Genomic DNA, 21561 nt, shown 5'->3' with positions numbered 1-21561 from the left:
CGGCGTGAGGGCACCAGACCGCACCTAACCCTTAATCGGTGAGTTGCGGCGCTTGCGCGGTGGGTGGAAGTGCCGCCAGTGTGGATCCTGCGCTGCGGCCAGCAGTTCGTGGTCGCCACGGGTATCCCCCCAGGCGCGCAGGTGGTACTCGTTCAGATTGCCATACACCTTTTCCAGTCTGGCGACTTTCTGGGCGCAGCGGCAGTTGTTGCCGGTAATGCGCCCGGTCAGCTTACCGTCTTTCACTTCCAGTTGTGTGCCAATCAGCTTGATGCCAAGCTTGTCAGCCCACGGCTGGAGCACCAGTGCCGGAGAGGCGGAACAGATGGTCACTTCCGCGCCAGAGTTCACCTCCGCCGCCACCGCCAGCACCCCCTCGGGGCGCATCAGCTTGTTCCAGTATTTTTCGCAAAACGCTTCCGCCTGCTGACGTAACCAGTGTTCATCCACCCCTGTCAGGAACGTTTTGATCAGCACCTCTTTTAGCTCATCACGCGTTAGCTTGCGGCGTACGCAGTGGAGCGTCGGCAATGCCATACGCACCAGTCGTCCCGCGAAGTAACGTTTCCCGAAGGCAAAACGCAGGAAAGGGATGAAGCTATCGTGGTGTGTTAACGTTCCATCAAAGTCGAAGACAGAGAGCACGTTAGATTTGGCCACGGTCTCGTCGGCAATCATATTGGTCATAAATACGTCTTAGCTGAAATACACATTCTGCTCGTTAGTTTACCTGCTTTGGCGCCACAGTCCTTAAACCTCACGCTTTTTTTCTCATTCTTGCGGCCTGAGCCACTCAGATAATGTCATCCACCACGCCACCGTCGACGCGCAACGCCGCGCCAGACGTGGCGGAGGCCTGCGCTGAGCAGACATAGACCACCATATTGGCGACCTCTTCAACCGTGGCCGCTCGCTGGATCACCGAGCTGGGGCGGTTGGCCATCACAAACTCTTTTGCCAGCTGTTCCAGCGACTTACCGGTCTTCTCGATCTCGTCTTTCATCATCTCTGCGAATCCGTCAGACATCGTCGGCCCCGGCAATACGCTGTTGACCGTCACGCCGCTACCCGCCACGAACTTCGCCAGTCCGCGTGCCAGCGAGAGCTGTGCCGTTTTGGTCACGCCGTAGTGGATCATGTCCGCCGGGATATTGCAGGCCGACTCGGAGGAGATAAATACCACGCGGCCCCAGCCTTTCTTCACCATGCCGGGAAGCAGCGCGCGGGAGAGACGCACGCCGGACATTACGTTGGTCTGCCAGTAACGTTCCCAGGTGTCATCGTCGGTGGCATAGAAATCCTGCGGCCCGTAAATCCCGGCATTGTTGACCAGAATGTCCACGTTATTCGCCACCTTCAGCAGCGACTCGACCCCTTCCGGCGTGCTGAGATCGGCTATCGCGGCACGCACCTGCACGCCCGGCACTACCTGCTGCAGCTGCTGAATACCTTTATTCACCGACTCGGTACTGCGGCCATTGACGATCACTTCCGCACCGCTTTCTGCCAGCCCTCTGGCAATGGCGAAGCCAATTCCACCCGTTGAGGCGGTGACCAGCGCCACTTTCCCCGTAAAGTCGATTTTCATCATCTGCTCCTTATCGTTTTAACGTTCGGACCTTAAAGCGTAGCAGGTGACGATGACGGCTCCTGGCTAAAAAGGCGCAATAGCGACTCAACCTGTTCGTCCAGCGGGCTAAGCGAGCGCTTCACAATCAGGTGCAGCGGCGTGGCTCGCCGCACGCCATGGCTGAGCGGCAGCATCTTCAGTACCCCTTGTTCCAGCTGAGTCTGAATGCGCTCCTCCGGCAGCCAGCCGTAACCCACCTGCGACATCACCGCCTCAATGGCCGCGTCTATGGTGGAAAAGGTCCACGAGCCACTGGCGGAGTGCGCCGCGGCCTGGTTGTCCGCAATTTTAATCAGCGGCCACGGGCGGAGCATGTCGTCGTTCAGCGGCGCGTCGAGCTGAAAGAGCGGATGCTGGTGATGGGCCACGGCAACAAAGTCGATATTCATCAGCCATTCGCCAAGCCCGGTCATATCCTGGCGGCGGGTTAAGACCATCACATCGGCTTCATCATTGATGGCATCGGCGCGGGTATTTTCCAGCACTTCGGTAAGACGGACCTGAGTCTGCGGATACTGCTGCTGGAACTGACGCAGGATGGCGAACAGACGACGGCGGGGGAAGATATTGTCCACCACCAGATCCAGCCGCGTGCGCATTCCGTTACGCAGGGTAAGCGCGCGTGTCTCAACGTACGCGAAGGCTTTCAGCAGCGGTTTGACCTGGTTGAGCAGCAGTTCCCCGGCAGGGGTCAACACCGCCCGACGGCCTTCCTGCACCAGAAGCGCCACCCCCAGCCGTTCCTGCAGTAGCGCCAGGTTATAGCTGACGGAAGACTGGCTGCGGTGCGTCTCTTCCGCGGCTCTGGCAAAACTGCCCGCATCCACCACCTTCTCCAGCAAGGACCATTGTTCGAGCGTCGTCTTGTGCATAATCAATCTAAAATTTGGATGAATTTGATTCAAACATAGCGTTATTAATTCATTTTTTGAAGGGGTAGGATCGTCTCATCAAAACAATGGAGACATTATATGAGCACCTTCGACAAACACGACTTAAGCGGCTTCATCGGCAAACATCTGGTTTATACCTACGATAATGGCTGGAACTACGAGATTTATATCAAAAATGAAAATACCATCGACTACCGTATTCACAGCGGCCTGGTGGGGAATCGTTGGGTAAAAGATCAGCAGGTGTATGTTGTTCGCGTAGGTGAGAGTATTTATAAAATTTCCTGGACTGAACCCACCGGCACCGACGTTAGCCTGATTGTGAACCTTGGGGACAAACTGTTCCATGGCACTATCTTCTTCCCGCGTTGGGTCATGAACAACCCGGAAAAAACCGTCTGCTTCCAGAACGATCACATTCCACTGATGAACAGCTATCGCGATGCAGGTCCGGCCTATCCAACAGAAGTGATTGATGAATTTGCCACCATTACCTTCGTGCGCGACTGTGGGGCCAACGATGACAGCGTAATTGCGTGTGCGGCCAGTGAATTGCCCGCTGACTTCCCAAATAATTTAAAATAAGCGCGACAATTAACTAAAAAGAAAAGTTCCCGGTTATTTCTGTTTTTAAAGAAATAACCGGGATTTTTTTTGTTTGTTGAGCTTTGGTTTAAACGTTACATTTTGAAAAAATTGAGTGCTGTCACAAAATAAATAATTCATAATTTTATAACTTTATGTTTTTAAAGGTATTTAAATTCATGTGAAAACATTTTAATTCCCTCTCTTAATTTTTCCCTAAGAAATGAGCGCTACCTTGATATGAGTTTATGAACCGTTGAAATAAACGGTCCGCTAATTGGTTAATATCAAAAGCATGCCATTCTTATTGCAAGGAAATTAATGATGAGTGATTTTTTGCCTTTTTCCCGCCCCTCAATGGGTAATGAGGAAATCGCGGCGTTGCAGGAGGTATTAACCTCTGGCTGGATCACGACCGGGCCGAAAAATCAGGCGCTTGAAGAGGCATTTTGTCAGCTGACCGGGAATCACCACGCCATAGCCGTCAGTTCGGCAACTGCCGGGATGCACGTCACCCTGATGGCGCTGGGTATTGGCCCTGGCGATGACGTCATCACCCCCTCCCTGACCTGGGTCTCCACGCTGAATATGATCGTTCTGCTGGGGGCAAACCCGGTGATGATCGATGTGGACAAAGATACCCTGATGGTCACCCCGGACGCGGTAGACGCCGCGATTACGCCGCGTACCAAAGCGATTATCCCGGTGCATTACGCCGGTGCGCCGTGTGATATCGATGCTATCCGCGCGGTGGGGGAACGTCACGGTATTCCGGTGATCGAAGATGCGGCACACGCCGCGGGCACGTACTACAAAGACCGTCACGTGGGCTGGCAGGGCACGGCAATTTTCTCCTTCCACGCCATTAAAAACATGACCTGCGCCGAGGGCGGTCTGGTGGTGACGGATGACGAACAGCTGGCACAAAAAATCCGCAGCCTGAAATTCCACGGTCTGGGCGTCGATGCCTATGACCGCCAGACCCACGGCCGCGCGCCGCAGGCCGAAGTGATCGCGCCCGGCTTTAAATACAACCTCGCGGATATCAACGCCGCGCTGGCGCTGGTGCAGTTGGGCAAACTGAAACAGGCCAACAAACGCCGTCAGGACATCGCCGAACGCTACCTGCGCGAGTTGGCCGACACGCCGTTCCAGCCGCTCACTATTCCATCATGGTCGCATGTGCACGCCTGGCACCTGTTTATTATTCGCGTGGATGAAGCCCGCTGCGGGATTTCCCGCGATAACCTGATGGCGGCCCTGAAGGAGAAGGGTATCGGCACTGGCCTGCATTTCCGCGCGGCACACACCCAAAAATACTACCGCGAGCGTTTTCCTGATGTATCGCTCCCGCATTCTGAATGGAACAGCGCGCGTATTTGTTCTCTCCCACTTTTCCCGGACATGACTCATGACGACACAAGCCGCGTCATTACCGCGCTCCATCAGCTTGCAGGACATTGATATGTTCAGTGCGCCGCCTGTACAAAAAGTTTCTGTGGTGATCCCCGTTTATAACGAGCAGGAGAGCCTGCCCGAACTGATCCGCCGCACCACCGCCGCCTGCGAGACGCTGGGCAAAGCCTACGAGATCCTGCTGGTGGATGACGGCAGCAGCGATAACTCCGCCCTGATGTTGACCGAGGCTGCGCAGGCTGAAGGCAGCCATATCGTCGCGGTGCTGCTTAACCGCAACTATGGCCAGCATTCGGCCATTATGGCCGGGTTCAGCCACGTGACGGGGGATTTGGTCATCACGCTGGATGCCGATCTGCAAAACCCGCCGGAGGAGATCCCCCGGCTGGTCGCCAAAGCCGACGAAGGGTACGACGTGGTGGGTACGGTACGGCAGAATCGTCAGGATAGCCTGTTCCGCAAGCTGGCTTCCCGCACCATCAACCGCCTGATCCAGCGCACCACCGGCAAAGCGATGGGCGATTACGGCTGCATGCTGCGCGCCTATCGCCGCCATATTGTCGACGCCATGCTGCACTGCCATGAACGCAGCACCTTCATTCCGATTCTGGCGAATACCTTTGCCCGTAAGGCGACGGAGATCCCGGTGCTGCACGCCGAGCGTGAGCACGGGGAGTCGAAGTACAGCTTTATGCGTCTTATCAACCTGATGTACGACCTCATCACCTGCCTGACCACCACGCCGCTGCGCCTGCTGAGCGTCTTTGGCAGCATTATCGCGCTGGCCGGGTTTACGCTTTCCGTTTTGCTGGTCGTCCTGCGTCTGGTCTTTGGCCCCCAGTGGGCGGCGGAAGGGGTGTTCATGCTCTTTGCCGTGCTGTTCATGTTCATCGGCGCCCAGTTTGTCGGGATGGGCCTGCTCGGTGAGTACATTGGCCGTATCTATAACGATGTTCGCGCACGTCCGCGCTACTTTATTCAACGTGTTGTCCGCCAGGAACACAAAGTCTCTCAAGAGGAAAAACACCCATGAAAGCTGTTGTCTTTGCCTATCACGATATGGGGTGCGCGGGCCTGCTTGCCCTGCTTGAAGCGGGTTATGATATCGCTGCCATCTTCACGCATCCGGACGCCGCAGGCGAGAATAACTTCTTTGGCTCCGTGGCGCGTATCGCCGCCGAGCACGGCATTCCGGTCTACGCGCCGGACGATATCAACCACCCGCTGTGGGTGGATCGCATTCGCGACACCGCCCCGGATGTCATCTTCTCGTTCTACTACCGCAACCTGATTTGCGACGATATTTTACGTCTGGCGACGAAAGGGGCATTTAACCTTCACGGCTCATTGCTGCCCGCCTACCGTGGCCGCGCGCCGCTGAACTGGGTGCTGGTGAATGGCGAAACTGAAACCGGCGTGACCCTGCACCGCATGGTGCACCGCGCGGATGCGGGCGCCATCATTGCGCAGCAGCGTGTTGCCATTGATGCGGATGAGACGGCGCTGCAGCTTCATCAGAAACTCTGCTCGGTGGCACAAAGCCTGCTGCGTGATGCCCTGCCAACCATCCTGAACGGCACCTTCAGCGAGACCGCTCAGGACGAGAGCAAGGCGAGTTGTTTTGGCCGCCGCACGCCGGAAGACGGCCGTCTGGACTGGAACAAGCCCGCCCGCCAGCTGCACAACCTGGTGCGCGCGGTGACCGACCCCTGGCCGGGGGCGTATAGCTTTGCCGGCGTCAGCAAATTCATCGTCTGGAAATCCCGCGTGCGCGATGATGTCCCGGCCGCGAAACCGGGCACCATCGTCTCTGTCTCTCCGCTGATTGTCAGCTGCGGCGAGCAGGCGCTGGAGATCGTGACCGGTCAGACCGACAACGGCGTTTATGTGCAGGGCGCGCAACTGGCGCAGTCTCTGGGGCTGGTTCCCGGCGCCTTGATCACCAGCGCCCCGGTGGTGGCAATTAAGCGCCGCACCCGCGTGCTGATCCTCGGCGTAAACGGTTTTATTGGTAACCACCTGACCGAGCGTCTGCTGAAAGACGATAACTACGAAATTTATGGCCTCGACATTGGCTCCGATGCCATCAGCCGTTTCCTTGACTGCCCGCGCTTCCATTTCGTGGAAGGGGATATCAGCATCCACTCCGAGTGGATCGAGTACCACATCAAAAAATGCGACGTGGTGCTGCCACTGGTCGCCATTGCCACGCCGATTGAGTACACCCGCAACCCGCTGCGCGTATTCGAGCTGGACTTTGAAGAGAACCTGAAGATTATCCGCGACTGCGTGAAATACGATAAGCGCATCATCTTCCCGTCCACCTCCGAAGTGTACGGCATGTGTACTGATAAAAACTTCGATGAAGATACCTCTAACCTGGTGGTCGGGCCGATCAACAAGCAGCGCTGGATTTACTCCGTCTCTAAACAGCTGCTGGACCGCGTGATTTGGGCCTACGGCGAGAAAGAAGGGCTGCGCTTTACCCTGTTCCGGCCATTCAACTGGATGGGGCCACGTCTGGATAACCTGAACGCGGCGCGCATTGGTAGCTCCCGCGCCATTACCCAGCTGATCCTGAACCTGGTGGAAGGCTCGCCCATTAAGCTCATTGAAGGCGGTAAACAAAAACGCTGCTTCACCGACATCAGCGACGGCATCGAAGCCCTGTTCCGCATCATTGAAAACAAGGATGGCCGCTGCAACGGGGAGATCATCAACATCGGCAACCCGGATAACGAAGCGAGCATTCGTGAACTGGCCGAAATGCTGCTGGCAAGCTTCGAGCGCCATCCGCTGCGTAACCAGTTCCCGCCGTTTGCAGGATTCCGCGAAGTGGAAAGCAGCAGCTACTATGGCAAAGGCTACCAGGACGTTGAGCACCGCAAGCCGAGCATTCGCAATGCGAAGCGCTGCCTGAACTGGACGCCAACGGTGAAGATGGAGCAAACCATTGATGAGACGCTCGATTTCTTCCTGCGCACCGTGGAGCTGTCGGAACAGGCCTCATGAAAAAAGTCGGTTTACGCATTGATGTCGATACCTTCAGGGGGACGCGTGACGGCGTTCCCGGACTGCTGAGGCTGCTGAGCAAGCACGATGTGCGTGCCAGCATCTTCTTCAGCGTGGGGCCAGACAACATGGGACGTCATTTATGGCGTCTGGTTAAACCGGCATTTCTGTTCAAAATGCTGCGCTCGCGCGCAGCATCGCTCTACGGCTGGGATATTTTGCTGGCCGGTACCGCATGGCCCGGCAGGCGTATCGGCGCGGGTAACGAAGCCATCATCCGTGAAGCGGCGCAGCACCATGAGGTCGGCCTGCATGCCTGGGATCACCATGCCTGGCAGGCCTGGGCGGGCGTCTGGGACATTCCTCGCCTGGCCCGGGAAATCGAGCGTGGTCTGCGGGAGCTGGAGGCCATTATCGGGCAGTCGGTGCGCTGCTCCGCCGTGGCCGGATGGCGTGCGGATCAACGCGTCGTGAAAGCCAAAGAGCCGTTCGCGTTTCGCTACAACAGCGATTGCCGGGGCAGCGGACCTTTTTTACCACAGCTCGGTGAAAACCGCGTTGGCACGGTGCAAATCCCGGTCACACTGCCCACCTGGGATGAAGTGGTGGGGCGCGAGGTGACCGCCGACGGCTTCAACCGCTACATTCTGGACCGTATACATCGCGACACCGGCACGCCGGTCTACACCATCCACGCCGAGGTGGAAGGGATTGCGTATCAGCATGATTTCGATGCGCTGTTGACGCTGGCGGCGCAGGAGGGGATTCAGTTCTGCCCGTTGATCGACCTGCTGCCAGACGATCTCAGTACGCTGCCCGTCGGCAAAATTGTGCGAAGTGAAATGGCTGGCCGGGAAGGCTGGCTTGGCTATCAACAAACCGTGAGTCCGGTACCATGAAAGTCGCCCGTTATGGCTTAGGGCTTTTCGCCCTGTTTATTGTTTACTATCTCATTCCGGTTGATATCCGTCTGTTATGGCAGCCTGATGAAACGCGCTATGCGGAAATCAGCCGTGAAATGCTCGCCTCCGGCAACTGGATTGTGCCGCATTTTCTGGGGCTGCGTTACTTTGAAAAGCCGATTGCTGGCTACTGGGTCAACAGCCTCGGGCAACTGCTGTTTGGCCATACAAACTTTGCCGTGCGCGCCGGGGCCATCTTTTCCACCGGCCTGACGGCGCTACTGGTTATCTGGATGGCCTGGCAACTCTGGCGCGATAAACGCGTTGCCCTGTTCTCCGGCCTTATCTTCCTGACGCTGTTTCTGGTCTATGGCATTGGCACCTATGCCGTGCTCGACCCCATCATCTCCCTGTGGCTGGCGGCGGCGATGTGCAGTTTCTGGCTGGCCTCGCAGGCGCAGACCCTGGCTGGCAACGCGGGGGGCTACATCGTGCTGGGGCTGGCCTGCGGTATGGGGGTGATGACCAAAGGCTTTCTCGCCCTGGCGGTGCCGGTCCTTGGCGTCCTGCCGTGGGTGATTGCCCAAAAGCGCTGGAAAGAGGTGCTGATTTTTGGCGGGCTTGCGATCCTGAGCTGCGTGCTTATTGTCTTGCCCTGGGGGCTGGCGATTGCCCAGCGTGAACCCGATTTCTGGCGCTACTTCTTCTGGGTTGAACACATTCAGCGTTTTGCCCAAAGCGACGCCCAGCACAAAGCCCCGTTCTGGTATTACCTGCCATTCCTGGTCGCGGGCAGTCTGCCGTGGCTGGCGCTGTTGCCCGGTGCGCTGCGTCTGGGCTGGCGTGAAAAACATCCGGCAGGCGGCGGGCTTTATCTGCTCGGTTGGGTGGTGATGCCGCTTTTATTCTTCAGCATTGCCAAAGGCAAGCTGCCTACCTACATCCTGCCGTGTTTTGCCCCGCTGGCGATCCTGATGGCGCGCTATGCCTGCCTCGCTGCGGAAAAGGGGGCCAGCGTGTTACGCATCAATGCCGGGATCAACCTGGCGTTCGGTACCCTCGGTGTCATCGCTGCGTTAGTCGTGTCGCCGTGGGGGCTGGCTAAGCACCCGGTCTGGACGTCGGTCGAGCTGTATAAAGTCTTCTGCGCGGTGGTGGCCTTCCTCGTCTGGGCCGTGGTGGGCTGGTTTAGCTTCAGACGGAGCCAGCAGCGCTGGTGGCTGGCGGCGCTGTGCCCTGCCGGGCTGGCGTTGCTGATTGGTTTTGCCATTCCCAACCTGGTGGTGGACTCCAAACAGCCACAGTCGCTGGTGGATACCGTGCGCGACCCGCTCCAGCAGAGCCGGTTCGTGCTGGCCGATAACGTCGGCGTGGCGGCAGGGCTGGCGTGGGAGCTTAAACGTAATGACATCATCATGTTTGGTCAGAGCGGTGAGCTGCGTTACGGGCTGGATTATCCGGACGTGAAAGACCGCTTTATCACTAAAGATGACTTTGCGCAGTGGCTGGCGAGGCATCGCCAGCAGGGGAGCGTGTCGCTGGTGATCCTGCTGTCGAAGAACAACGATCTGAACCGTGATAACCTGCCAAAGCCGGACTACCTGTATATCCAGGGGCGGCTGGCTTACCTGCAGTATCTGCCGCAATGATGACCTGGCTTTGGCTGGTGCTGGCTAGTCTGCTGACCTGCGCGGGACAGCTCTGTCAGAAGCAAGCGACCCGTCCGGCGAAAACCGGGCGGCGTGGCGCGCATATTGTGCTGTGGCTGGGGCTCGCCTTGCTGGCGCTGGGCTGCGGCATGCTGGTCTGGCTGGTGGTATTGCAGCGTCTTCCCGTCGGGGTCGCCTATCCCATGCTGAGCCTTAATTTTGTCTGGGTGACGCTGGCAGCGAAGGGGCTCTGGCATGAGAAGGTGGCCCGACATCACTGGCTGGGCGTAGGGTTGATTATGATCGGGATTGTTTTGCTGGGAGGAAGCCTGTGAAAGGGGCGTGCTGGGCGTTATGCAGCGTGGCGTTAGTCAGTGCCGCGCAGCTGCTGCTGCGCAGCGCCATGCAGGCGCTTCCGCCCGTCGACGAGGCGCTGGCATTTTTCAGGGCCCTCTGGCATTTTTCGTCCGGTACCGGCGCGCTGCTGCTGGGGCTGATGGGCTATGTGGCCTCTATGGGCTGCTGGTATCTGGCGCTGCATCGCATGGCGCTCAGCAAAGCGTACGCCTTGCTGAGCCTCAGTTATATTCTGGTGTGGGGCGCGGCGATCCTGCTGCCCGGCTGGGGTGAGTCGTTCTCGTGGCAGGGGCTGGCGGGTGTCGGGTTGATTATGCTGGGCGTGCTGGTTATTTTTCGGCCAGCTCAGCGTGTACAGAATGGATCAGAGACGCCGTAATCTCAAAGGGCGTGGTGGTGCAAACGGCGAGGCTCAGCAAACCTGTCCGGCACTGGCTCGTTGAGTGCAGCGCGGCACTGCTGTCAATGCTGACCATTTGCCAGGAATGACCACCGCGTTGTTTAAGGATGGCCTTTTTTAGGGTCCAGATACGCCAGAATGTGCTGAGTTTGTTTTCGGATGTTTCCTTTTCCAGCGCGTCATGCTCGGCATTGCTAAATACGGCATTGGCGAGCGTAGGCCAGTTTTCCTGCGGACGGATATGCTCCAGCGAACAGCCTACGTCACCTTCATCGCTGATAATTAACGCAATATCATCTTCCGAGTGACTCACGCTGAACCACAGAGGATACTCGTCGGCAAACACGGGTTTGCCCTGTTCACGGTAGACAATCTCCGGTAAAGGCTGTGGTGCCAGCACACGCGACAGTAGCCCTCGACCCGCCAGCCAACGGGCGCGTTGAGCACCCTGCGGAGCGTATTGGGAGAGGGCTTGCGCCCACTGGTCTGTGCTCAGCGAGGAGATTTTTCCCAGCAAAACCTGGTACATATAACGTCTGGCCTTCAGTCAAAAACGCGATAGCTGTAAAGTTGCGCGGCGAAACCATTACTATAATCCATTGACCTCAACAATGGCTAATCAGTAACGGAAAATCACCCGGGCAATCGACTCTTGGGTCGGCCCGGCCCCAGCAGTATCGCCAGTTTGCTGCCGCCTTTGGTGGTCTCCATCCAGATTTTACAGACGCTGGTGAGCGGTACCGACAGCAGCATCCCAACCGGGCCCAGCAGCCATCCCCAAATCAGTAAGGATAAGAACACCACCAGCGTCGACATGCCCAGCCGGTGGCCCATCATCCGTGGTTCAAGAATATTCCCCAGCACCATATGCACCACGAGGAACAGCGCCCCCACCAGCATGCACTCATAGAAGCCATTAAACAGAAACGCCTGAATCATGGGCGGCACGGCGGAGAGTACCGCGCCAATGTTGGGCACGTAGTTCAGCAAAAACGCCAGCACTCCCCACATCAGCGCGAACTGCACGCCCATCAGCATCAGCCCCAGCCAGACAATCACGCCGGTCCAGACGCTCAACAGGGTTTTTAATGCCAGATATTTGGAGACGCCCTTTAACGCGCGGTGTAAACCAGCGATGTGAATTTGCGGATTATTCAGCGCGAAACGCAGCTTATAGGGCACGTGGCGCACTTCGAACAGCATAAACACCACCGTCATGACCAGCAGCAAAATGCTGGCCATAGCGCCGGACAGGCCGGTCATCAGCGTGGTGGCGTAGGTCATGATTTTTTCTGAATCCATCCGGCGCAACATCCGTTCCGGCGAAATATGCAGATTCAGAAACGGCATCATCTCCTGAAGCGCCACGATCTTGCGCGTCAGCTCTTTGTTGTATTGCGGCAGCATCGTGGAGAACTCGCTCAGCGAGGCGGCCAGAACGCCGAAAAGGGCGGTGAGGGCAATCAGCATCACGATAACCACAATGGTTATGGCCACCGGGCGGCTGATACCCCGGCGCAAAAACCAGGTCACCAGCGGGTTAAGCACAATGGCAAAAAAGAGCGCCAGCAGAAGCTGGACAATAATATCGGCGGCAGCATGGATACCGGCGAGGATCACCACCAGGGAGGCGAGTTTTAACAGGATGTGGAGTCCTGCTTTGTCGGGCGGGTTAGGGGTCATTCGTGTTCCTTAATGTGATTGCCCGTTAAGTGTAGTGCGCGGGTTTCGCTTCGTCTGGCACCGTTAATCTGAAAGTCGCTGCTGATTTTCTGCTGGCGTCGTGGTAATAGTGAAACACTGTTGCAAAAATCCAGGTAAAACCTCATGCCCGAACCCGCCGCCGAACCGGCATTAAGCGGATTACGCCTTAATCTGCGCATTGTCTCCGTTGTGATTTTTAACTTTGCCAGTTATCTGACGATTGGCCTGCCGCTGGCGGTGTTGCCGGGCTATGTGCATGACGTGATGGGGTTTAGCGCATTCTGGGCGGGGCTGGTGATTAGCCTGCAGTACTTCGCCACGCTGTTGAGCCGCCCGCATGCGGGTCGCTACGCGGATCTGTTCGGGCCGAAGAGCATTGTGATCACAGGATTATGCGGCTGTTTTCTCAGTGGCCTGAGTTACCTGCTGGCGGCAACGACCAGCCACTGGCCGTTGGTCAGCCTGGTGCTGCTGTGCCTGGGCCGGGTGATCCTCGGTATTGGGCAAAGCCTGGCAGGAACCGGCTCGACGCTGTGGGGCGTAGGCGTGGTCGGGGCACCGCACATTGGCCGGGTCATCTCCTGGAACGGCATTGTCACCTACGGGGCAATGGCGCTTGGCGCCCCGCTTGGGGTGATGTGCTATGCGTATGGCGGACTGTACGGGCTGGCGGGCACCATTATGGTGGTCGCGCTGGTGGCGATCCTGTTTGCCCTGCCGCGCCCGAAAGTGAAGGCCAGCAAAGGCAAACCGCTGCCGTTCCGGGCAGTGCTGGGGCGCGTCTGGCCGTATGGTATGGCACTGGCGCTGGCAACCACCGGCTTTGGGGTGATCGCCACCTTTATCACCCTGTTTTATGACGCCAAAGGCTGGGACGGGGCGGCCTTTGCGTTAACCCTGTTCAGCTGTGCGTTCGTGGGTGCCCGTTTGCTCTTCCCGAACGGTATTAACCGCCTGGGCGGGCTGAATGTAGCGATGATCTGCTTTGCCGTTGAGATTGTCGGGCTGCTGCTGACCGGTATAGCGACCGCGCCGTGGATGGCAAAAATTGGCGTGTTCTTCGCCGGAGCCGGTTTTTCGCTGGTCTTCCCGGCGCTGGGCGTGGTGGCGGTGAAAGCCGTGCCGCCGCAGAATCAGGGGGCGGCGCTGGCAACCTACACGGTGTTTATGGATATGTCGTTGGGCATTACCGGGCCGCTGGCAGGGCTGGTCATGGCCTGGGCAGGCGTGCCGGTAATCTATCTTGCGGCTGCGGGTCTGGTGGTGATGGCCCTGATGCTCACGTGGCGGCTAAAAAAATGGCCCCCGGTGCAGGCACCGGAGGCCACGTCATCATCCTGACGCGTTACTGAATCACGATGGTGTTGATGATGTTTTCAGCGGCAGTCTGCGCTTTCTGCTGATCTTCCGCTGGCAGGGTGATCTGCAGGGTCAGCAGTTTGTTATCCACCTTACCCAGCACCACGGAAGAGTAAGCCGTCTGACCTTTTGCAGAGATAATGCTGTCCAGCTGCTGCAGCGTGTGGCCTTTCAGTTCGATGGACTTGTTCGTCACCACCTGCAGCTGCGGGTCGCGGCTGCGCTGCTGATCTTCCAGACGTTTGGACAGCACGGCCAGGTCTTCGCTGGTATCGTCGCCCACAATCACAATCACCGCTTTCTGCCCGGTTGCATCGGAATAGACGTGCATGTTGTTCGCCTGGGTACCCAGCTTGCCGCTCTGGTCAGTCATATCCGCTGGCAGAGAGAAGCTGAGTTTACCGTCCAGCAGGTTCACCGGCTGACCGGTTGCGTTGCTCTCTGCAGACGCGCCCTGAGCAGGCGTTTTCGTATCGCTGTTATCACAGGCTGCAAGGCCGACAACCAGCAGGCCAATCCCGACATATTTAACCAGATTGCGCATTGACTTCTTCCTTTCGATAAACGGCCATAACGGCTCATTTGTCCATCTTATCACAACTGATAAAGCGAACCCTTAACCAGCCTGCAATGCTGTGATTTCAGATTTATCTGCCAGTCTTTTCAGCAGCATATTCAGCAGCACGCCGTACATCGGCAGGAAGAAGACAATGCTGATAAGCACCTTGAAGCAGTAGTCCACCAGCGCAATTTCCATCCAGTGTTCAGCCATAAACGCATCCGGGCTGTGCCAGAAGGCAATGAAGAAGAAGGCCAGCGTATCGCTGACGTTGCCGAACAGCGTCGAGGCGGTGGGGGCCATCCACCAGCGGTGATTCTGACGCAGGCGGTTAAATACGTGCACGTCGAGGATCTGCCCCAGCGCATAGGCCATAAAGCTTGCAGTAGCGATTCGGGCAACAAACAGGTTGAAGTGGGTTAACGCCTCAAAGCCCTGCCAGCTTCCCATGTAAAACAGGGAGGAAATAACGTAAGACACGAACAGCGCCGGCAGCATGACCGCAAAAATAATGCGGCGAGCCAGCGGTGCGCCAAAAATACGCACGGTCAGATCGGTGGCGAGAAAAATAAACGGGAAGCTGAACGCGCCCCAGGTGGTATGGAAACCAAAGATGGCAATCGGCAACTGCACCAGATAGTTACTGGAGGTGATCACCAGCAGATGAAAAAGCGAAAGCCAGAACAACGCTTTTACGCGCTGCGATTCAGAAAACGGCGTCATATTGTGACCTTTTTATACGTTGGGGTGAGGGAACCCAATAAAAACCGCAGCATGATACTGCTTTGGCAGGACAATGCAATGGTTAGTTTTTACGCAACCGTTAACCTGGTTTGCATTGCTGGCTACGGGGCGTAAACTACAGCCGTTTTTATCTGACCGAGAACACCATGACCGATCTGTTTTCCACTCCAGACCACACCCTTGATGCACAGGGCCTCCGCTGCCCTGAGCCGGTAATGATGGTGCGCAAAACCGTGCGCAATATGCAAACCGGCGAAACGCTGCTGATCATCGCTGACGATCCGGCAACCACCCGCGATATCCCCGGTTTTTGTACCTTTATGGAGCATGAACTGGTGGCACAGCAGACCGAAGCGCTGCCGTACCGGTATTTAATCCGCAAGGGGTAACCCCCTACTGCATGCCTAACAATCCCGGCAGCCACAGCGAAATCGCCGGGATGTACGTTATCATTCCCAGCACCAGCAGCAGCATGCCGTAAAACGGTAGCATCGCGCGCACCACATGCTCGATTTTCTGCTTGCTTACCGCACTGGCCACAAACAGCACCGAACCCACTGGCGGCGTGATAAGCCCGATCCCCAGATTCACCATCATGATCATCCCGAAATGGACCGGGTCGATCCCAAGCGACTGGGTCACCGGCAACAGCACCGGCGTCAGGATCAGAATGATCGGCGCCATATCCATCAGGGTGCCAATCAGCAGCAGCATGATGTTGAGGTACATCAGGATCACGTACTTGTTATCCGAGAGCGAGGTGAAGAACGCCGTAATGCGCACAGGCAACTGCATGTAGGTCATCACCGCGCCAAACGCCGCCGCAAAGCCAATCAAGATCATCACGATAGTGACCGTTTTCACCGTCCGGCACATCAGCTTAGGCAGTTCGCTCCATGCGTAGTCGCGATAGATGAACATGGTGACAAAGAATGCCCACAGACAGGCGACCGCCGCGGATTCGGTGGCGGTGAATATCCCGGACATGATCCCGCCGAGGATAATTACCACCGTCATCAGCCCCCACAGAGCGTCCAGCAAAATCTTCAGCGCCTGTTTAAAGGGGATCTTTTCGCCTTTTGGATAGCCGCGCTTATGGGCAAAGCACAGGCACAGCGTCATCAGGCACAGTCCCAGCAGCAGCCCCGGCAGCACGCCTGCGATAAACAGCGTGGCAATGGAGACCGTACCGCCTGCGGCCAGCGAGTAGATCACCGAGTTGTGGCTGGGCGGGATTAAAATCGCCTGCACCGACCCGCTGGCGGTGACCGCCGCCGCATACTCGCGGGGATACCCCTTTCTCTCCATCTCCGGGATCATCACGCTGCCGATGGAGGCCGTATCCGCCACCGATGAACCGGAAATCGCGCCGAAAAAGGTGGAGGCCACAATATTCACCAGCGACAGCCCGCCGCGAATAAAACCGACAAAGACATACGCGAAATTCACCAGCCGTCGGGCGATGCCGCCTTCCGCCATGATCGCCCCCGCCAGGATGAAAAACGGGATCGCCAGCAGGGTAAATTTGTTAACCCCGCTGGTGATCTGGATCATCAGCGCTTCGAGCGGTAACTCGATCCACAACGCGCCCGCGACGGCGCTTAAGCCGACGGCAAACGCCACCGGCATACCCAGCGCCAGCAAAATGGCGAGGGTGAATAACAAAACGAATGCATCCATTGTTCACCCCTTAACTGTGGTTGCCGATCAGCACCACAGGACGGTTTTCCTGTGAGCCAAACAGCAGACGTTCAATGACAAACAGGATCAGCACCGCAGAACCAATCGGCAGCGGCAGATAACTCTCCCCTGACGTCAGGATCGGAAACTCGGCGACCGGCTGCTCCCAGAGCTCGACACACAGCCAGTAGCTGTACCAGAACATAATCAGCGAGATCAGCAGCATCAGCAGATCCACCACGCGCGCACACGCTGTTTTCAGCATGTCTGGCAGTCGGTCGGTCAGCATGTTCACCGCGATGTGTGACCCGGCACGGTAGCTCACCGCCGCGCCGATAAACGTAAAGGTCACCATGCAGATGATGGCAATCGGCTCCGGCCAGGATTCACCGCGATTCAGCACATAGCGCGAGAAGATGCCAATCGGGATCACCACCGTCATCACCAGCAGCGCGCATCCCGCTACGCCCATGGCGAGCAGATACAGCCGGTCCATCCACTTCAGGTAGAGTTCGGACATACGTTCTCCGTTTACTGAACGTCAGCAATGGCTTTCATCAGGTCCTGATGCTTTTCGCCATACTGCGCGCGCACCGGCTCTGTGGCTTTGATAAATACCGATTTGTCGATCTCGTGGAACTGCACGCCACCGGCTTTCATCTTCGCCAGCGCCTCGGCGTTATAGGCCTGCCACAGCTTGCGCTGTTCGAACTGCGCTTCGCGCGCCAGGGTCAGGATTTTCTGCTGTTCGTCTGCGCTGAGCTTGTCCCATTTCACTTTCGAGTAGAGCAGCATTTCCGGGGTAATGAAGTGGCCGCTGAGGGTATAGTTTTTGGCGATCGGCATATAGTTATGGGCGATGAAGGTCGGCGGATTATTCTCAGCGCCGTCGATTACGCCGGTCTGCATGCCGCTGTAGACCTCACTGACCCCCATTGCCACCGAGTTAGCCCCCATGTCTTTCAGTGTCGCCAGCGCCACCGGGCTTCCCTGAACGCGGATTTTTTTGCCTTTCAGATCCTCCGGTTTGACGATCGGCGTTTTGGTGATCAGGTTACGGGTGCCGGAATCCATCCAGCCGAGAAACACCAGCCGCGATTTGGGGTTGGCGGTCAGTTTGTCGCCAATCTGCTTGCCGATATCGCCGTCGATGACTTTGTGCATGTGGTCTTCATCGCGGAACACATAGGGCAGGGTAAAGACTTCGATATCGGGCAGGATCGCCGCCACCGGAGCCATGGAGACACGGATCATGTCGATCGCCCCCATCTGCGCCTGTTCAATCATCTGCTTTTCATCCCCGAGCACGCCGCCGGGAAAGACCTTGATCTCCAGCTTGCCGTCGGTTTGTTGTTTGAGTTTCTCCCCCATGTGCTGTACGGCTACCACGTTCGGGTAGCCTTCAGGATGCACATCGGCGGCTTTAATGGTTTGCGCAGAAACGGAGCAGGCAAAAGCAGACAGACACAGAGCGGCCAGTAACGGCTTGAGGGTCGTTTTCATCAAGTCAACTCCAGGGTAGTGAGGTAAGTGTTAAAACGGTGTTTTAGTTTTGTACGTTTAAAAATTACACTATGGCCTGGAAAACGGAGGTGAAGCGCCTCACAAAAGCGTGAATTTCTGAAACGCTGGTTTAGATTTTTGAGAAGGGAAGGCCGGGTTGCCGTTACGCTTTACCCGGCCAGGCGTGCATTGCGTGTTATTTGCGTCGCAGTAAGCGGAGCGCGTTAGCCGTCACCAGCACCGTCGCGCCGGTATCCGCCAGCACCGCCAGCCACAGCCCGGTGATGCCGAGCAGGGTGGTGACGAGGAAAATCCCTTTCAGCCCCAGGGCGATACTGATGTTCTGGCGAATATTGGCGCGCGTGGCGCGTGCCAGGGAAATCATCTGCGCCAGCCCGGTCAGGCGGTTATGGGTGAGCGCGGCATCGGCGGTTTCCAGCGCCACGTCGGTACCGCTGCCCATGGCAATCCCGATGGTGGATGCTTTCATCGCTGGCGCATCGTTGATTCCGTCGCCGATCATCGCCAGCGGAGCATGGCTGTTCAGCTCCGTCACGGCACTGACCTTGTCCGCAGGCAGTAATCCGGCCTTAAAGTCCAGCCCCAGCTCTCCGGCAATCGCGGCGGCGGCACGCGGGTTATCGCCGGTGAGGATCACACCCTGGACGCCCAGCTGATGGAGCGCCGCGACGGCCTCTTTCGCATCATCACGCAGGGTATCGCGCAGTGCCAGCATGCCTTTGGCGACGCCGTCCTGCATGACGGTTACGACAGTTTGTCCGGTCTGTTCTAACGCCTCAACCTCTGGGTTAGAAAACTTACCCGCCGCGACAATCAGCACCTTTTTACCGTCGATGTCGGCCTCAATCCCGGCCCCAACCAGCGCCCGCTGCGCCGTTGCCGCCGGAATGGCCAGCCCGCGCGACTGCGCTTCACGCACAATCGCCTGCGCCAGCGGGTGAGTGGAACCCTGCTCAACGGCGGCGGCCAGCGCCAGCAGTTCATCTTCATCGATATCCTGCGGATACACGCCGGTGACCTGCGGCTTGCCGACGGTCAGCGTGCCGGTTTTATCGAACGCCACCTGCTGCACCTGGCTTAACTGTTCCAGCGCCGCGCCGCCTTTTATCAGGGCGCCACGACGTGCCGCTGCCGCCAGACCGGAGGTAATGGCCGCCGGGGTGGAGATCACTAGCGCACACGGACAGCCAATCAGCAGCAGGGTCAGACCTTTGTAAATCCAGCCTTCCCACGGCGCACCAAAGAACAGCGGCGGAACGATAGTGACCAGCAGGGCAACCAGCATGATGGCGGGGGTGTAAATCCGGCTGAAGCGGTCAATAAATCGCTCGACGGGGGCGCGACGCTCCTCGGCCTCTTCGATCAGCTTCAGGATACGGTCGATGGCGCTGTCACCGGGTTCGGAAAGTACCGTGAGCTGGACCAGACGGTCGACGCTGGTGGCGCCCGCAGGTACTTTTTCACCGGCCGTGCGTTCAACCGGAATCGACTCCCCGGTGAGGGCGCTTTCGTCGAAGCTCGCGGTGGCGGTGAGCAGGGTACCGTCCGCAGGCAGGCGCCCTCCGGCAGCGACTTCAATCACATCGCCTGGACGCAGCGCGTTAATGGCCACCGTCTGGCGTTCGTTTCCGGCTACTCGTGTGGCGGTTTCGGGCTTAAGCGCCATCAGGGCGCTGACCCCTTTACGCGCCCGGCTTGCCGCCCAACCTTCAAGACGTTCGCCAATTAAGAACAGCAGCAGCACCATGGCCGCTTCCGCTGTGGCACCAATGAACAGCGCGCCGATAGCCGCCACGCTCATCAGCGTTTCGATGGCGAACCAACTGCCGCTTTTCATCAGCCGCAGCGCCTGGCGGGCAATGGGATACAACCCGACAAGCGTGGTGGCGATAAACGCCAGATTGCCAAACGGGTGGTTGATCTGCTCCAGACCCCAGCTCAGGGCCATCATAATCACGAGCGCGATAAGGGGCAGATTTTCTCGCAGCGGAGCGGTTTTTTCGGCGGGGGTCGTTTCGCTACGCAGGGAATAACCGGCCTGGCTGACGGCGGACACAACCTGCTCGCTAACGTCACTCTCGGCGCTGACCAGCAGTTTTTCGGTCGCAAAGCGCACCTGCACGTGGCTGACGCCGGGGATCTGTTTTACCGCATTTTCGACTTTGCGGGCGCAGGCCGCGCAATCCATGCCGTCAACCACCCAGCTGTAATGGTTTCCGCTTTCAGGCAGCGGCGGCGCGTTTTGCGTTTCGCATGCCCCGTCACAGCAGCAGTCATCTTTCGCTGGCACCGGGCTGAGCTTAAATGCTGAAAAGTGTGGGGCTTTTTTAGGTGTTTCTGGAGTCGACATGGCACTCTCCGGTAATGATAATTTTCTCATTAACCGCAGCATACACTCTGGAGTCGACTCCAGAGTCAAGGCTTATTTAGATATACAGCGAACGCACAATCAGGAAGTGCCCGGCAAAGTAACAGGCGGAGGCAATCGCGTTATCAGCCCGGAAACGACGGCGATAGTGGCTGCCCAGCCAGACGATATTGCCGATTAACAGCAGCGCCGCGCCAAAGAAAGCGGACATCGCCTGTGAGGTTGGGCGGAAGAACCACAGTTCACCGGCCAGCCACACCATCACCAGCGTCATGGCAATAAACGTGCAGACAGGCAGACGCATCTCTTCCAGGCGTGACCAGATCACCGCGATCAGCAGCGCGCCGATCACCAGCAGCACCAGCGGGAGCGGCCAGAAGAAGGATAGCGTCATCTGGCTGGCAAAATAGATGGTGTAAAGCAGATGCGACAGGAAGAACGCCCCCACGGCATACAGCAGACGCTGACGCGGCAGCAGGGTTAAGGCATCGCCAATCAGAGAAGCACACAGCCCGGCGAGGACCAGGTAGCTGATGGCGTTAAACATCGGCGCTTGCCAGGCAAGCAGCAGGAGCAGCAACAGCGTGACGGGTTTAAACAACCAGCGCTGCCAGGCCGGACCGCGGTATGACGCATCGACATAAAGCCATGCGGAAAAACAGACAGCGATAAATGACCAAAGCATATTAACTCCCTGTATCTGTTAAGGCTGAATAATCAGTTTCATCTTCAGTGTAGTGATGCGGGCAGGCGTTTGGCAATGCCAGGGGAGTCAGGGT

21 protein-coding genes and 1 pseudogene are annotated in these 21561 nt (G+C 57.6%); 10 read left to right on the top strand and 12 right to left on the bottom strand.

What is annotated here, in order from left to right; translation table 11 throughout:
* Window positions 1-24 precede the first annotated feature (24 nt).
* The 3 genes from VF709_RS18440 to VF709_RS18430 all read right to left on the bottom strand — a co-directional run bounded on the left by VF709_RS18440 (window position 25) and on the right by VF709_RS18430 (window position 2502).
* Window positions 25-687: an HAD family hydrolase gene (locus tag VF709_RS18440; RefSeq protein WP_013099181.1), complete on the bottom strand. Its 663-nt coding sequence runs from the start codon at window positions 685-687 to the stop codon at window positions 25-27.
* A gap of 106 nt (window positions 688-793) precedes the next feature.
* A complete protein-coding gene (locus tag VF709_RS18435; RefSeq protein ID WP_020687718.1) occupies window positions 794-1588 on the bottom strand; it encodes an SDR family NAD(P)-dependent oxidoreductase in 795 nt (264 codons plus the stop codon).
* Between the two features lie 32 nt (window positions 1589-1620).
* A complete protein-coding gene (locus tag VF709_RS18430; RefSeq protein ID WP_038420773.1) occupies window positions 1621-2502 on the bottom strand; it encodes a LysR family transcriptional regulator in 882 nt (293 codons plus the stop codon).
* Window positions 2503-2601: 99 nt separating this feature from the next.
* On the opposite strand from VF709_RS18430, the gene VF709_RS18425 reads away from it, so the two are divergent.
* From VF709_RS18425 to arnF, 8 genes are all read left to right on the top strand, one after another.
* Window positions 2602-3108: a phenolic acid decarboxylase gene (locus VF709_RS18425; protein ID WP_029883623.1), complete on the top strand. Its 507-nt coding sequence runs from the start codon at window positions 2602-2604 to the stop codon at window positions 3106-3108.
* A gap of 324 nt (window positions 3109-3432) precedes the next feature.
* Window positions 3433-4572: a UDP-4-amino-4-deoxy-L-arabinose aminotransferase gene (arnB, locus tag VF709_RS18420; RefSeq protein ID WP_038420772.1), complete on the top strand. Its 1140-nt coding sequence runs from the start codon at window positions 3433-3435 to the stop codon at window positions 4570-4572.
* A gap of 1 nt (window position 4573) precedes the next feature.
* Window positions 4574-5557, top strand: a complete 984-nt coding sequence (gene arnC / locus VF709_RS18415) for an undecaprenyl-phosphate 4-deoxy-4-formamido-L-arabinose transferase (RefSeq protein ID WP_013099176.1) — start codon at window positions 4574-4576, stop codon at window positions 5555-5557.
* A complete protein-coding gene (gene arnA, locus VF709_RS18410; RefSeq protein WP_038420771.1) occupies window positions 5554-7536 on the top strand; it encodes a bifunctional UDP-4-amino-4-deoxy-L-arabinose formyltransferase/UDP-glucuronic acid oxidase ArnA in 1983 nt (660 codons plus the stop codon). The genes arnC and arnA overlap by 4 nt, the downstream gene beginning before the upstream one ends.
* The gene (arnD, locus tag VF709_RS18405; RefSeq protein WP_038420770.1) at window positions 7533-8435 is read left to right on the top strand and encodes a 4-deoxy-4-formamido-L-arabinose-phosphoundecaprenol deformylase; all 903 of its coding nucleotides are present in this window, start codon (window positions 7533-7535) and stop codon (window positions 8433-8435) included. The genes arnA and arnD overlap by 4 nt, the downstream gene beginning before the upstream one ends.
* Window positions 8432-10087, top strand: coding sequence for a lipid IV(A) 4-amino-4-deoxy-L-arabinosyltransferase (gene arnT / locus VF709_RS18400; protein ID WP_440232143.1), 1656 nt, complete (start codon window positions 8432-8434; stop codon window positions 10085-10087). Before arnD ends, arnT begins: the two co-directional genes overlap by 4 nt.
* A complete protein-coding gene (gene arnE, locus VF709_RS18395) occupies window positions 10084-10422 on the top strand; it encodes a 4-amino-4-deoxy-L-arabinose-phosphoundecaprenol flippase subunit ArnE (protein ID WP_013099172.1) in 339 nt (112 codons plus the stop codon). Before arnT ends, arnE begins: the two co-directional genes overlap by 4 nt.
* The gene (gene arnF, locus VF709_RS18390) at window positions 10419-10823 is read left to right on the top strand and encodes a 4-amino-4-deoxy-L-arabinose-phosphoundecaprenol flippase subunit ArnF (protein WP_058682457.1); all 405 of its coding nucleotides are present in this window, start codon (window positions 10419-10421) and stop codon (window positions 10821-10823) included. The genes arnE and arnF overlap by 4 nt, the downstream gene beginning before the upstream one ends.
* Here the strand turns inward: arnF and acpT are convergent.
* The gene (gene acpT / locus VF709_RS18385) at window positions 10774-11373 is read right to left on the bottom strand and encodes a 4'-phosphopantetheinyl transferase AcpT (RefSeq protein ID WP_038420766.1); all 600 of its coding nucleotides are present in this window, start codon (window positions 11371-11373) and stop codon (window positions 10774-10776) included. The genes arnF and acpT overlap by 50 nt on opposite strands.
* A 104-nt stretch (window positions 11374-11477) precedes the next feature.
* On the bottom strand, window positions 11478-12527 hold the full coding sequence (locus VF709_RS18380) for an AI-2E family transporter (protein ID WP_013099154.1): 1050 nt from the start codon (window positions 12525-12527) through the stop codon (window positions 11478-11480).
* A 109-nt stretch (window positions 12528-12636) separates the two neighbouring features.
* On the opposite strand from VF709_RS18380, the pseudogene VF709_RS18375 reads away from it, so the two are divergent.
* Window positions 12637-13889: pseudogene (locus VF709_RS18375) on the top strand (MFS transporter).
* A 4-nt stretch (window positions 13890-13893) separates the two neighbouring features.
* Here VF709_RS18375 and VF709_RS18370 read toward each other — a convergent pair.
* Both VF709_RS18370 and VF709_RS18365 read right to left on the bottom strand, forming a co-directional pair.
* A complete protein-coding gene (locus VF709_RS18370; RefSeq protein ID WP_013099152.1) occupies window positions 13894-14451 on the bottom strand; it encodes a DcrB family lipoprotein in 558 nt (185 codons plus the stop codon).
* 72 nt (window positions 14452-14523) lie between these two features.
* Window positions 14524-15189: a 7-cyano-7-deazaguanine/7-aminomethyl-7-deazaguanine transporter gene (locus tag VF709_RS18365; RefSeq protein ID WP_013099151.1), complete on the bottom strand. Its 666-nt coding sequence runs from the start codon at window positions 15187-15189 to the stop codon at window positions 14524-14526.
* 167 nt (window positions 15190-15356) lie between these two features.
* Between VF709_RS18365 and tusA the strand changes: the two genes are divergently transcribed.
* Window positions 15357-15599 (top strand): sulfurtransferase TusA, encoded by a 243-nt coding sequence (gene tusA, locus VF709_RS18360; RefSeq protein ID WP_014833603.1) that lies wholly within the window; start codon window positions 15357-15359, stop codon window positions 15597-15599.
* Between the two features lie 4 nt (window positions 15600-15603).
* On the opposite strand, the gene VF709_RS18355 is transcribed toward tusA, so the two are convergent.
* The 5 genes from VF709_RS18355 to VF709_RS18335 form a co-directional block, all read right to left on the bottom strand.
* The gene (locus VF709_RS18355; protein WP_440232140.1) at window positions 15604-16890 is read right to left on the bottom strand and encodes a TRAP transporter large permease; all 1287 of its coding nucleotides are present in this window, start codon (window positions 16888-16890) and stop codon (window positions 15604-15606) included.
* Between the two features lie 10 nt (window positions 16891-16900).
* Window positions 16901-17410 carry a TRAP transporter small permease gene (locus VF709_RS18350; protein WP_013099148.1) on the bottom strand — a complete coding sequence of 170 codons (510 nt, stop codon included), beginning with the start codon at window positions 17408-17410 and terminating at the stop codon, window positions 16901-16903.
* 11 nt (window positions 17411-17421) lie between these two features.
* Window positions 17422-18393 carry a TRAP transporter substrate-binding protein gene (locus tag VF709_RS18345; protein ID WP_013099147.1) on the bottom strand — a complete coding sequence of 324 codons (972 nt, stop codon included), beginning with the start codon at window positions 18391-18393 and terminating at the stop codon, window positions 17422-17424.
* Between the two features lie 196 nt (window positions 18394-18589).
* Window positions 18590-20764, bottom strand: a complete 2175-nt coding sequence (gene zntA, locus VF709_RS18340; RefSeq protein WP_114519306.1) for a Zn(II)/Cd(II)/Pb(II) translocating P-type ATPase ZntA — start codon at window positions 20762-20764, stop codon at window positions 18590-18592.
* 76 nt (window positions 20765-20840) lie between these two features.
* A complete protein-coding gene (locus VF709_RS18335; protein WP_013099145.1) occupies window positions 20841-21467 on the bottom strand; it encodes a lysoplasmalogenase in 627 nt (208 codons plus the stop codon).
* Between the last annotated feature and the right edge of the window lie 94 nt (window positions 21468-21561).

Origin of the sequence: Enterobacter sp. Lyrl_3 (assembly GCF_051948675.1) — a bacterium.
In the GTDB taxonomy this organism is placed as follows: domain Bacteria; phylum Pseudomonadota; class Gammaproteobacteria; order Enterobacterales; family Enterobacteriaceae; genus Enterobacter; species Enterobacter cloacae.
The sequence above is the reverse complement of the archived record's forward strand: the minus strand, read 5'-3'. Positions and strand labels throughout refer to the sequence as shown.